This is a genomic window from Dactylosporangium sp. CA-233914, assembly GCF_050942935.1.
In the GTDB taxonomy this organism is placed as follows: Bacteria; Actinomycetota; Actinomycetes; order Mycobacteriales; family Micromonosporaceae; genus Dactylosporangium.
The window spans coordinates 4,902,070-4,914,572 of the sequence record NZ_CP192030.1 but is presented as its reverse complement, the minus strand read 5'-3'; the positions used below and the strand labels follow the sequence as shown (position 1 = coordinate 4,914,572).

The window sequence follows — 12,503 nt, the reverse complement described above, 5'->3', positions numbered from 1 at the left end:
TCCCCCTAGCTCGAATCGCGTACGACGAGACGCAGGCCGAGCGTGATGTGCTGCACCGGCGCCGACGGGTCCGCGATCACCTCGGCGAGCAGCCGCGCGCCGATGCGGCCCGACTCCTCGAACGGCTGGCTCACGGTCGTCAGGCCGGCCGCCTCGGCGACGCTGCCGTCGTCGAAGCCCGCCACGGCGAGGTCCTCGGGCACCCGCAGGCCCTGCCGGCGCGCCTCCAGCACCAGGCCGGCGGCGAGCAGGTCGTGATGGGCGAAGACGGCGGTCGGCGCCGGGCGCAGGGCGAGCACCTCGCCCAGGGCCCGGCGGCTGCTCACGATGTCGTTGCCGGTCAGTACCGTCGGCACCGCGGCGGCGTCGATGCCGGCACCGCCCAGCACCCGCAGGAAGCCGCGGTCGCGCCGCTGGCCCTGGGAGAGGAACGCCTGGGACTCCTGCGGCTCGCGCAGGAAGGCGAACGACGTGTGGCCCCGCTGCAGCAGGTGCCGGGCCAGCATGGCACCGCCCTCCTCGTCGTCGATGTTGACGGTGCTGAACTCCGGCCGGGAGCTGTCCACCAGTACCGTCGGCAGCCGCCGGGTGCTCAGGTGCTCGGCGAGCTCGTCGTCGAGCGGCAGGCCCATGATGAGCAGGCCGTCGAGGCGCCCCGTCACCGGCAGCGTGCGCAGCAGCGGCGACACGCTGGCCGCGGCCGACTCGTGGTCGTAGACCACCACGTCGCGGTTCGTGCCGTCGGACTCGGCCAGCACGCCCATGAGCCGGCGGCGGAACGAGTCGTAGGAGGTGAACGGGGCGAGCACGCCGACCCGCCCGACGCCGCGCCGGGCCTGGGACACCGCGACGCCCTTCGGCACGTACTGCAGCTCCTCGATCGCGCGCAGGACCCGCTCGCGGGTCTTGGCGTTCACCCGGTTGGGCCGGTTGATCGTCTGCGAGACGGTGGAGATGCTCACCTGGGCGTGGGCGGCCACGTCGTAGATGGTGACGGCGTCAGACACGGCTGTGCTCACCCTGCGCGCGGCGCCGCCGCTGCTCGACCGGGTCGGGCACGGGCGCCGCGGCGAGCAACGCCTGCGTGTACGGATGCTGGGGCTGCTCGGTCACGTGAGCCGCCGGGCCGGTTTCCATCACCCGGCCACGGTAGAGCACGACCACCCGGTCGGCGGCGTGCCGGATGAGCGCCAGGTCGTGGGTGATGAACAGGTAGCCGATGCCGGACTCGCGCTGCAGGCGTCGCAGCAGGTTGAGCACCTGCGCCTGGATGGAGAGGTCCAGGGCGCTGGTGGGCTCGTCGCACACGATCAGCCGCGGCCCGGCGACGAGTGCCCGCGCGATCGCGATGCGCTGGCGCTGGCCGCCGGAGAACTCGTCCGGATAGCGGTCGGCGGCGTCCGCCGGTAGCCCGACCCGGTCCAGGACCTCGGCGATCCGCTCGCCGGCCGCCGCGCTGGCGCGCCCGTGCGCCAGCAGCGGCTCGACCAGCGTCTGGCGGATGGTTCGGGACGGGTTGAGCGAGCCGTACGGGTCCTGGAAGATCGGCTGGATGTGCCGGGTGAGCTCGCGCCGGCGGCGCCGACCGGCCGCCGTGATGTCCTCGCCGTCGAAGTGGACGCTGCCCGCGCTCGCCGGGACGAGGCCCAGCACCACGTTGCCGATCGTGGACTTGCCCGAGCCGCTCTCCCCGACCAGGGCGACCGTCTCGCCGGGCGCGACCGTCAGGCTCACGTCGCGGACCGCGTCCGGCGGCCGGTGCCGGCCCCGGCCGTAGTTCACGCTCAGCCCCCGCAGCTCCAGCAGCGCGTCGCCGTTCACAGCGCCGCCACCTCGTCCGCGCGGATGCACCGGGTCACCCGGTCGCCGGACCCGCCCGCCAGCGGGATGCGCCCGGTGGCGCACTCGTCCACCGCGAAGCGGCACCGCGGGCGGAACCGGCAGCCGGGCGACCAGCGCCCGGGCGGCGGGACGGTCCCGGCGATGGTCGGCAGGTCCCGCCCGGCCACCGCGAGGTGCGGGTTGGCCTCGAGCAGGCTGCGCGTGTACGGGTGGCGGGGATCGGCGTACAGGTCCTCGACGCCGGCCTGCTCGACGACCTCGCCCGCGTAGACCACGACCGCGCGGTCGCAGATGTCGGCCAGCACGCCCCAGTCGTGCGTGACCAGGATGACCGCCATGCCGAGGCGCCGGCGCAGGTCGCGCAGCAGGTCGAGGATCTCGGCCTGGACGGTGACGTCCAGCGCCGTGGTGGGCTCGTCGGCGACCAGCAGGTCCGGCTTACCGGCGAGCGCGAGCGCGATGACGACCCGCTGCGCCATCCCGCCGGACAGCTCGTGCGGATACCGGCGCGCGACCCGCTCGGGGTCGGTGAGTCGTACGGTGCGCAGCAGCTCGACCGCCTCCCGGGCGGCGCGCCGCCGGCTCATCGGAGTGTGCCGGCGGATCACCTCGGCGACCTGGCTGCCGACGCGGAACGCCGGGTCGAGGCCGCTGGCCGGCTCCTGCGACACCAGCGCGATCCGGCGGCCCCGGACGCGGCCGAACCCGCGCTCGTCGAGCCGGGCCAGGTCGAGCGCCGGCCCGGACCCGGTGCGGAACATGGCGGCGCCCGCGGTCACCGCGCCGCCGGCCGGCAGCAGGCCGAGTAGGCTGCGCGCGATCATCGTCTTGCCCGAGCCGGACTCGCCGATGACCCCGACGCACTCCCCCGCCGCGATGGAGAAGCTCACGTCACGCACGACGGTGACGGGGCCGCCGGGTCCGGGGAACTCGATGGTGAGCCCGTCCACCGACAGCAGCGGCGCCGGCCCCGCCGCCGGCGGCTCCTCGACGGCCGGCTCGGCGGCGCGCACCGGGCGCAGCCGGGCCACCGGCCCGCGGTGATCGGCGGTGACGTCGCGGACCGCGTCGCCGAACAGGCCGAGCGCCAGGACCGTCAGCGTGAGCACCGCGCCGGTGGGGACGGCCAGCCACAGGTCCGCGCTGGTGACCTGGGCCGCCTGCGCGATCATGTTGCCCCAGCTCGGGCCCTCGGTCTCGGGCGCGCTGAGGCCGAGGAAGGACAGTGCCCCCTGGACCAGCACGGCGGTGGCGGCGAACAGGGAGACCTGCACGAGGATCGGGCCGGCGAGCCGGGGCAGGACGTGGCGGAGCATGATGCGCGCCTCGCCCAGGCCGGACAGGCGCGCGGCCCGCACGTACAACTCCTGCTTGACGCTCATGGTGACCCCGCGGGTGACGCGCAGCAGCATCGGCGCGGAGATCACGCCCAGCACGACCATGGTGGCGGCCGTGTTGCCCGGGAAGACCGCGAGCACCATCAGCAGCATGACGATGCCCGGCAGCGCGAGCAGCAGGTCGGCCAGCCACGAGATCGCGCGATCGGCCCAGCCGCCCAGATGCCCGGCCGTGACGCCGAGAACCACGCCGAGCACGACGAACACCGCGACCGCCTCGACCACGCTGACGAGCGTGACCTGGGCGCCGTACAGCAGCCGGCTCAGCACGTCGCGGCCCAGCCGGTCGGTGCCGAGCCAGTGCGCCGCGCTCGGCCCGGCCAGCGCCGCGGCCAGGTCCTGCCGCTCCGGGTCCGTCGGGGCTACCCACCGCACGCCCACGGTCACGGCGGTCAGGCCGAGCAGATAGGCACCGGCGAGCAGGCCGGGGCCGGGTCGCAGCAGCCGCCGCCAGCGCGAGCGCCGGGCCGCCCGCCCGTCCGGGGGTGCGTCGGTCGCGATCAGGGACATGCTCATGCGGCACGCACCTTCGGGTCGAGCCAGCGGTACGCCAGGTCCACCAGCAGGTTCACGGTGATCACCACGACGGTGAAGCAGAAGGCCACGCCGGTGATGACCGGCAGGTTGTGGCTGCCGGTCGCGGTGACGGCCTGCTGGCCGAGGCCCGGCACGGAGAAGATGCCCTCGATGAGGACCGCGCCGCTGAGGAGGTTGACGAACAGCAGCCCCAGCATCGTGACCACCGGGATGGCGGCGTTGCGCAGCGCGTGCTTGTAGAGGATGGAGCGCAGCGGCAGGCCCCGGGCCCGCAGCATCGTGACGAACTCCTGGCCCAGCACCGCGGCCATCGAGTCGCGGGTCTGCTTGGCGACGAACGCGATCGCCCCCGCCGAGAGCGTGAGCACCGGCAGGGCGATGGCGCGCAGCCAGCCCACCGGGTCACGCCCCGGGTCGACGTAGCCGCCGGAGGGCAGCCAGGAAAGGCGTACGGCGAACAGCTCGACGACGAGCAGCGCCAGCCAGAAGCTCGGCACCGCGAGGCCGGCCAGCGAGGCCGCGTCCAGCAGCCGGCCGGCCGGGCCGCTGCGCCGGGCACCCGCGACGCCGAGCCAGGTGCCGACGACGGCCGAGACGATCACCGTGCCGACGATCACGGACAGGCTCGGCAGCAGCCGGGCGCCGACGATCTCGACGACCGGCTGCCCGCTGAACAGGTCCCGGCCCAGGCTGCCGTGGAACAGATCGCTCAGCCAGTGCCAGTACCGCACGTGCAGCGGCTCGTCGATGCCGAGCAGTTCGCGGGTGCGGGCGTACTGCTCGGGGGTGTAGCTGCCCGACTGGCTGCTGAGGACGGACGTCGCCGCGTCCCCCGGCGCGAGGGACACGAGCACGAAGGACAGCGCGGTGACCACGAAGAGCAGCGCCACCGACGAGGCGAGCCAGCGCAGCGCGGCGCGGAGCATGGCGGCCGACCTTTCTGCGCCGGCTAGGCCGCCGGCACGATCTCGTAGAGGGACAGCAGCGGCTCCTTCGGGGAGGTCACGATGCCGCCGACCGTGTTCCTGGCGTAGTACGGCAGCCCGGTCATGACGACCGGCACGAACCAGGCCTGGGTGGTCAGGTACGCCACGACGCTCTTGTCGGCCGCGGTCTTGTCCTCGCCGGTGGTCCGCGCCGCCTCGTCGTAGCGCGACTGCAGGGCCGGGTCGGCGTACTTCAGCGGGTTGAACGCCGCGGACGGCAGGAACAGCGACGGCCCCTCCATCCAGATGGGTATCTGGCCGAAGGCGGTCATGAACGCCGGGAACTTCCCGCCGAACGCGTCCGCCGAGTACTGGTTGGCGTTGGCGTAGTCGGTGATGCGCAGGTCCACGCCGATCTGTTTCCACTGCTGTGCCAGCGCCTGGGCCATCAGGTGCAGCTGCTGGTACTCGGGCGTGACGACGGCCAGCGTGAATCCGCCGCCGTAGCCGGCCTCGGCGAGCAGGGCCTTGGCCTTGTCGACCTGGTACGGATAGGCGGCGGCGAGGCTCTCGTCGTATCCGTAGCCGCCGGGGACGGTGACCTGGTGCGCCGGCTCGCCGGCGCCGGTGAACAGCGCCTTGGCGATCGCGGCCCGGTCGGTGGCGAAGTTCAGCGCCTGCCGCACGCGCGGGTCGCCGAGCGGCTTGGCGAGCGTCCCGCCGCGGTCGGCCAGCACCACGCCGTTCCACAGAAACAGCGAGGAGGCGACGGTGAGCCCGGCCTGCTTGGCGGCGGTGACGGTGGACGGGTCGCCGACGGCGACGTCGGCCTGGCCGGTCTTGAGCGCGTTGAGCACGGCCTGCGGGGTCGTGATGACCCGGATCACCACCTTGCGCCAGCGCACCGCCGCCGCGTTGTAGTAGTGCGGGTTCGGCACGTACGTGTAGTGGTCGCCGGCGACGCTCTGCGGCGCGTCGAGCATGTAGGGGCCCGCGCCGACGGTCGTGGTGCCGAGCGTGGCCGGGTTGGCCAGCCCGCCGCTGCCGATGACGCCGCCGATGATGTAGTCCTGCGTGAGCATGACCGGGAAGTCGGGGTTGGGCGCCGGCGAGGTGATGGTGACCGTCGCGGCGTCGGTCGCGGTGAAGGTGCAGCCGGCCAGCAGCGGCGCCATCTGCCCGGCCGAGCTGACCACGTACTTGAGGTGGTCGACGACGTTCTGGGCGGTCAGCGGCGAGCCGTCGGAGAACGTCACGCCGGGGCGGAGCTTGAGCACGAAGGTCTTGTTGCCCGCCCCCTGGTACGACCACGACTCGGCGAGGCCGGGCGTGAGCGTGCCGTCGGACTTGCGCACGATGAGCGGCTCGTAGGCCAGGTTCTCCAGCCAGCTGTTGTTCTGCGCGGTCTTCGCCGGGTCGAGGGTCTGCGGCGGCGAGGCGGTGACCACGGTGAGGGTGTTACCGACAGTGGAGTTCGCCTCCGGCGTGGAGCCACAGCCGGAGACCGATAACGCGGCGATGAGCGACAGGGCGGGCACGGCCCTGCCGATGACTCTGCGGCACGTCCGCACGACTCCTCCTTCGGGCATCTGCGGGTTCGCGGGGCCTGTGAGTGGGGTGTTACACCGACGCAATGCCTAGGTAACAACGGCCTTCGATCAAGTGTCAAGACCTTTCTGCGAAGCACTTCGCAACGCTATGGTGAAGCCCCGGTCCCGCGAGCCTTGGAGGACGACGTGTTCCTGGATCGCGACGGCGCCACCTTCCGCACGCGGGTCTCTCGCGACATCCGCATCCCCACCGCCGACCCCGGCGTGACGCTCTCGGCGGACCTCTACCGCCCGGTGACCGGCGAGGCGGTCCCCGGCCTGGTCACCGTGCAGCCCTACCGCAAGGACTTCCTCGCCGGCGGAAGCTACGCCGGGCCGGCGCAGTGGTTCGCCGAGCGGGGTTACGCGAGCCTCGTCGTCGACCACCGCGGGACGGGCGCCTCCGACGGGCAGCGCCGAGCCGAGTTCGACCGCGGCGAGGGCGACGACGCTGTCGCGGCCATCGACTGGATCGCGGCCCAGCCCTGGTGCACGGGCGCGGTCGGCGCCTGGGGAATCTCGTACGCGGCGAACACGACCCTGCGCGCGGCCAGCCTGCGCCCGGCGAACCTGCGGGCGGCCGTCGCCGTCGCGCACGGCCTCGACGCCGGGCGCGACAGCATCCACCCCGACGGCGCCCGCGGCGACCTGCACGCCCTGGCCAACCGCGGCAGCGCCATGCTGCTGCAGCAACTGCTGCCGCCGCTGTCCGGCTACGCCGATCCCGACGCGCAGCGGCGCTGGCGGACCCGGCTGCGCACGCAGCGGCCGATGGTCCTGGACTACGCCCGGTCCCCCGCCGACGACCCGGTCTGGGCCGAGCGGGCGATCGACGGCGACCGCATCGTGATCCCCGTGCTGTGCGCCGGCGGCTGGCGCGACAGCTTCACCCACGCGGTCATCGACGCCTACGAGCGCATCCGCGGCCCGAAGCGGCTGGTGATGGGGCCGTGGGGCCACGTCATGCCGCAGGACTCGGCCCACCACCCGGTCGACTTCCTCGAGCTCATGGCGCAGTGGTGGGACCACTGGCTGCGCGGCGTGCCCAACGACGCCATGGCGGCCCCGCCGGTCGTGCTGCACCTGGACGGCCCGCGGCCCCAGTGGCGCGGCTACGCCCAGTGGCCCCCGCCCGGACGCGGCACCGTGCTCGCCGCCGACGGCGACACCCTCGTGCCGGCGGCGCCGGACACCCCGGGCCGGCCGCCCGGCCCGCACCTGCCGGACCCGAGCGTCGGCACGCTGCGGGGCCTCGCCGGCCTGGGGCTGGGCGAGGCGTGCCCGCCGCGGGACCAGCACGACGACGACCTGCGCTCGCTCTGCGCGACCGGCGCCCCGATCGGCGCCGATCTGCTGCTGGCCGGACGCCCGCAGATCCTCGTCCGGCTCGCCCCGGACGAGGACGGCCGCATCGCGCCGCCGCCCCGGCTCGTCGCCCGCCTGTGTGGCGTCGACCCGAGCGGCCGCTCGACGCTGATCACCGCCGGCACCCTGCGGCCCGGCACCGCCGAGGAGGAGCAGACGATCACGCTGCGCCCGGTCCACCACCGGGTGCCGGCCGGCACCCGCCTGCGCATCGCGCTCGGCACCGCCGACTTCCCGCGGCTCACGCCGCTGTGCGGCGACGGCGCCGTCCGCATCGCCGGGATGCGGCTGGTCCTGCCGGTCACCGACGAGCACGCCGGCACGGAGGCGGACCTGCCCGTGCCGGCGGCGGGCGTGCCCCGGCGGCCCGGGGCCGCGGCGCCGAGCTGGCGGGTCGAGCGGGACCACACCCGCGGGGCCACGACGGTGACCGTCGCGAGCGAGGTGCCGCACACGGTCAGCGCGGACGGGCACGTCTACCGCCTCACCAGCCGCCTGCGGGCACACCTGCCGGGCGGCGCGCCGCAGGCCGTGGTGACCAGCGGCACCCACACGGCGGAGGTGTGGCTGCACAGCGGCGAGCGGGTCTGGGCGAGCGCGTCCGTGCGATGCACGCAGGACGCGCTGCGGGCCCACGGCGTCGTACGCATCGGCGAGTTCACGCTCTTCGAGGCGGAGTGGACGGCCGAGCTGACCCGCGAGCAGCACCGGCCATGTTCGTCAGCCGTAACCGCCAGGTAACCACGGGTATCGATCGGCGTGGCAGCCTCGGAGCCGATGTCCGAGTTGCCACTGGACCGGCACGTCGTCGCCCGCTCCACCGACAGCGACGACGTGAACGGCCAGTTCGCCCGCGAGCTGCCGGACCACCGGCTCGAAGGCAACACCGAGGACCTGCGGCTCGACGCCCGGCTGCACGCCGTGCGGCTGCCGCACATCGTCGCGCTGTATCTGTCGTACGGCTGCGAGGTCCGCTGCTCCTACGACAGCACCGCGACGTCGGTGTGGATCCAGCTGCCGGTCTCCGGCAACCTGCGGGTGCGGGTCAGCGGCGCCGAGTTCGTGTGCACCACCGGCCAGGCGTCGGTCACTTCCGGGTCCGGACGGGTGGCGATGACCTGGAGCCGCGACTGCGCGGCGCTGGCCTTCCACATCGAACGGCGGGCGCTGGAGGACGAGCTCGAGTCGCTCATCGACGGCCCGGTCGAGCAGCCGCTGCGCTTCGAGCCGGTGATGGACCTGGCCGGCGAGCGCGTGCGGTCCTGGTTCGCGATCGCCACGGCGTTCACCCGGGAGCTCAACGCCGGCGGCGGCCTGCTCGAGCACCCCCGGCTGGCGGCGCAGACCGAGCGGCTCCTGCTGCGCGGGCTGCTGCTGTCGCAGCCGCACAGCTACTCGGCGCTGCTGCGCGACGAACTGCCGGAGTCCACGCCCTGGCACGTACGCAGCGCCGTACGGTTGCTGGAGGACCGGCCCGAGCGTGACTACAGCGCCCTCTCACTGGCCCGGGACGTCGGGGTCAGCCCGCGCGCCCTGCAGGACGGCTTCCGGCAGCACCTCAACGCCTCCCCGATGCAGTACCTGCGCACCGCCCGGCTTCACCGGGTGCGGGCCGACCTGCTCGCCACCACGCCGGCGACGGCGACCGTCGCCAACGTCGCGCACCGCTGGGGGTTCACCCACCTCGGCCGGTTCGCCCAGTACTACCGGGCCCGCTACGGCGAGTCACCCTCGGACACGCTACGCGCTTCCGGCTGACGCCTCGCCCAGCGCGGCGTTGTGGGCGCCGGGCCGGTCCAGCGTGCCCGGGCCATGAGCAGGTCGGTGATCGCCTCGGCCGGCTGGGGCCGGCCGAGGTGGAAGCCCTGCCCGGTGTCGCAGCCGAGCTCCAGCAGCCGCCGCACCTGGGTCTGGGTCTCGATGCCCTCGGCGGTGACGGTGAGGCCCAGGTCCTGGGAGAGCTTGATCATGGCGGTGAGCACCGTGTGGTCGGGACCGGCGGCGGTGTCCCGGTCGCGCAGGAATCCGATGAAGCAGGCGGCGAGCTTCACGGTGTGCACGGGCAGTTTGCTGATCTCGGCCAGCCGGCAGTTGCCCGTCCCGAAGTCGTCCAGGGCGATCCGCACGCCCGTGCGGGCGAGCTCGTCGAGGGTGCCGAGCGCCGCCCGGTCGAGCAGCACGTTCTCGGTGACCTCCAGCTGCAGCAGCCGCGCGGGCAGCCGGGTCTCGTCGAGGATCGCGCTGATCATGGCGGGCAGGCCGGGCCGGCTCAGCTGAGCGGCGGCGATGTTGACGCTGACGTACACCGGATGGTCCGCGTCGACGGCGCGCCACGCGACGGCCTGGGCGCAGGCGCGGCGCAGGACGTCCTCGCCGAGCGGCACGATGAGGCCGGTCTTCTCGGCCAGGTCGATGAACCGGCCGGGGTAGAGCAGACCGTCGACCGGGTGCTCCCACCGCACCAGCGCCTCGACGCCGGCGATCCGTCCGGTGGCCAGGTCGACCAGCGGCTGGTAGTGCACGGCGAACTCGCCGCGGGTGAGCGCGTCGGGCATCTGGGCGCTGAGGGCGTGGCGGGCGGCCTCCGCGGCGGCGCGGTCGGGGTCGAAGCGCGCCCAGTGCCCGCGGCATTCGGCCTTGGCCCAGGCCAGGGCCCGCTCGGCGGCGCCGAGCAGCGCCGCGGGGCCGGTGTCCGCGACCGATTGCTCGACCACCCCGACGCTGGCCCTGATCGGCAAGTTGTACCCGTTGTTGATCGGGAACGTGTGCGCGATGGCGGCGAGCGCCTCCTCGGCGGCCTTGCTCACCTCGTCGGGCCCGAAGGTGTCCTCGATGAGCAGGGCGAAGGCGTCGGTGCCGACGTGGGCCAGGAAGTGCCCGGAGGCGGCGGCGAGGCGCTCGAGCCGGTGCGCGACGGTGCACAGCACCTGGTCGCCGCTGCGATAGCCCAGGCTGTCGTTGATGGTCCGGAACCCGTCGAGATCGATCAGGTACAGCCCCAGCCGGGCCTGCGGCGCATGACCGGTCCGGAGCGGAGCGGAGGGGCCGGTCATCATCGGCTCAGCCAGGAGGTCGTGCGGCCGGAGCGAAGCGGAGGCCGCATGACCGACGAGCGCTTCGCTCAGCCGCCGCAGCAGCGAGTCGCGGTTGGGCAGGCCCGTGAGGCGGTGGCGGAGGAGGGCGTCGCTGACCCGCTGCTCGCTGCGGGCGAGGGCGTCCTCGATCCACTGCCGGTCGACGAGTTCGGCCCGCCGCAGCGCTTCCTGCGCCGCCACGGTCTGCTCGGTCAGGGCACCGGTGTAGCCGGTCACGACGGCGCCCAGCAGCTCGCCCAGGCGGGCCCGGGCGTCCGGGTGATCCAGGCGGACGTCGTCGAGGAACCGCTGGGCGATGAGCGTGATCGTGCGGCCGAGCAGTTCCGGCGTGGCGATGCCCGCCGCCACGAGGTCCGCGCCGATGCGCTGCCCCGGGGCGGCGGCGAACGGTTCGGCGAGCAGCGCGTCGGCCACCCGCCGGACGAACCGCTCCAGCAGGGAGTACACCTCGCTGCGGCTGTGGCGCAGCACCGTGTGGCTGGTGACGACACGGGTCCAGGCCCGGGTGAACGCCTGGACGCCGGCCACCCCGCTCACCGCGCGGGGGCCGGGCAAGCGCGGTGCACCAGCGTGGGTTCTGGACTCATTGCCGTCCTTCCCGCCGAAGGGGTCACGCCACCGTGGCCCGCCTCCAGCCGGAGATTATGAGGCAACGATACATCTGAATGCCGGCGCCACGCCGGGCGGTCACCGGCCGGACGGTTTGCGGCCGACTGCGGCGAGGACCTCGGGCCGGGGCTCGGTGCCGGCGTCCTCGGGCTCGGGATGCCAGTCGGTGACCGGCACGACGCCCGGCTCGACGATGTCCAGGCCGTCGAGCAGCCCGCGGATCTCCTCCGTGCTGCGCAGGTGCAGCGGCGTCGAGGTGCGCTGGTAGACGCTGGTGACGGCCGCGGCGTCCTGCTCGCGCTGCGGCGGCGGCGAGCCGTGCGAGATGGCGATGTAGCTGCCCGGCTTGACGGCCTCCCGGAACCGGCGCACGATTCCCGCCGGGTCGTCGGCGTCCGGCACGAAGTGCAGCACCGCGATGAGCAGCACCGCGACCGGCTCGGTGAAGTCGAGCAGCCCGCTCACCTCGGGATGGCGCACGATGTCGTCGGGGCGGCGCACGTCGCCGAGCATGGCGTCCGCGTTCGGGTTGCCGGCCAGGATCGCGCGGCCGTGGGCCACCGCGACGGGGTCGATGTCGACGTACATGACCCGGGCCCGCGGGTCCGCCTGCTGCGCCACCTCGTGCACGTTGGCCAGCGTCGGAATCCCGGAGCCGACGTCGAGGAACTGGCGCACCCCGCCGGCGACCAGCCGGCGCACCACCCGGCCGAGAAACGCCCGGTTGGCCAGCCCGATCTGCCGGGCGTTCGGCGCCAGCGACACGACCCGCTCGACCATCTCCCGGTCGACCGCGAAGTTGTGGAACCCGCCGAGCGAATAGTCGTACATCCGGGCCGCGTTCGGCACGCTGATGTCAACGTCCTCCGGTGCCCACTCCGGTCGCGTCACGCCGCACCTCACCCCTGTCGTCATCCCGTGTCGTCACGCCGACGAGCCCCGATCATATTAGGGCCACATGGCCCCAATTTGGAAGCGGGGCGAGCGCCGCTGAGTCTAGCCGGTTGACGCCGCATCGATCAGCGGTGATACGCGCAGCGCCGAGGCCCGCCGGTCGCCCGGATCGTGGGCCGGCGGTGGCACGCCTCACGTATTGTCCGTGTCGCCGAGCGAAGCCAGACGACCGAACCCGGGAGCGAACCC

General features: G+C 73.9%; 9 protein-coding genes. 2 read left to right on the top strand and 7 right to left on the bottom strand.

Translation table 11 applies throughout. From position 1 onward, the window contains the following. Positions 1-5: 5 nt before the first annotated feature. Genes ACQPY0_RS21930 through ACQPY0_RS21910 form a run of 5 tightly spaced genes read right to left on the bottom strand, consistent with a single transcriptional unit; the run spans position 6 to position 6,273 of the window. Positions 6-1,007: a LacI family DNA-binding transcriptional regulator gene (locus tag ACQPY0_RS21930; RefSeq protein WP_432991704.1), complete on the bottom strand. Its 1,002-nt coding sequence runs from the start codon at positions 1,005-1,007 to the stop codon at positions 6-8. Further along, positions 1,000-1,821 (bottom strand): ATP-binding cassette domain-containing protein, encoded by an 822-nt coding sequence (locus tag ACQPY0_RS21925; protein WP_432991702.1) that lies wholly within the window; start codon positions 1,819-1,821, stop codon positions 1,000-1,002. The genes ACQPY0_RS21930 and ACQPY0_RS21925 overlap by 8 nt, the downstream gene beginning before the upstream one ends. Further along, positions 1,818-3,755: a dipeptide/oligopeptide/nickel ABC transporter permease/ATP-binding protein gene (locus tag ACQPY0_RS21920; protein WP_432991700.1), complete on the bottom strand. Its 1,938-nt coding sequence runs from the start codon at positions 3,753-3,755 to the stop codon at positions 1,818-1,820. The genes ACQPY0_RS21925 and ACQPY0_RS21920 overlap by 4 nt, the downstream gene beginning before the upstream one ends. After that, the gene (locus ACQPY0_RS21915; protein WP_432991698.1) at positions 3,752-4,702 is read right to left on the bottom strand and encodes an ABC transporter permease; all 951 of its coding nucleotides are present in this window, start codon (positions 4,700-4,702) and stop codon (positions 3,752-3,754) included. The genes ACQPY0_RS21920 and ACQPY0_RS21915 overlap by 4 nt, the downstream gene beginning before the upstream one ends. Positions 4,703-4,725: 23 nt before the next feature. After that, a complete protein-coding gene (locus tag ACQPY0_RS21910) occupies positions 4,726-6,273 on the bottom strand; it encodes an ABC transporter substrate-binding protein (protein WP_432991696.1) in 1,548 nt (515 codons plus the stop codon). A 165-nt stretch (positions 6,274-6,438) separates the two neighbouring features. Here ACQPY0_RS21910 and ACQPY0_RS21905 point away from each other — a divergent pair, with 165 nt between their 5' ends. Then, a complete protein-coding gene (locus ACQPY0_RS21905) occupies positions 6,439-8,397 on the top strand; it encodes a CocE/NonD family hydrolase (protein ID WP_432991694.1) in 1,959 nt (652 codons plus the stop codon). Positions 8,398-8,433: 36 nt separating this feature from the next. Further along, on the top strand, positions 8,434-9,414 hold the full coding sequence (locus ACQPY0_RS21900) for an AraC family transcriptional regulator (protein WP_432991692.1): 981 nt from the start codon (positions 8,434-8,436) through the stop codon (positions 9,412-9,414). On the opposite strand, the gene ACQPY0_RS21895 is transcribed toward ACQPY0_RS21900, so the two are convergent. Next, a complete protein-coding gene (locus ACQPY0_RS21895) occupies positions 9,372-11,306 on the bottom strand; it encodes a putative bifunctional diguanylate cyclase/phosphodiesterase (RefSeq protein ID WP_432991690.1) in 1,935 nt (644 codons plus the stop codon). The genes ACQPY0_RS21900 and ACQPY0_RS21895 overlap by 43 nt on opposite strands. A 132-nt stretch (positions 11,307-11,438) precedes the next feature. Next, the gene (locus tag ACQPY0_RS21890; RefSeq protein ID WP_432991688.1) at positions 11,439-12,251 is read right to left on the bottom strand and encodes an SAM-dependent methyltransferase; all 813 of its coding nucleotides are present in this window, start codon (positions 12,249-12,251) and stop codon (positions 11,439-11,441) included. Positions 12,252-12,503: the final 252 nt, after the last annotated feature.

Coding starts and splice junctions, on each gene's coding strand:
- ACQPY0_RS21900 (WP_432991692.1), top strand. CDS start 8,434: ATGTCCGAGTTGCCACTGGACCGGCACGTCGTCGCCCGCTCCACCGAC.
- ACQPY0_RS21920 (WP_432991700.1), bottom strand. CDS start 3,755: ATGAGCATGTCCCTGATCGCGACCGACGCACCCCCGGACGGGCGGGCG.
- ACQPY0_RS21915 (WP_432991698.1), bottom strand. CDS start 4,702: ATGCTCCGCGCCGCGCTGCGCTGGCTCGCCTCGTCGGTGGCGCTGCTC.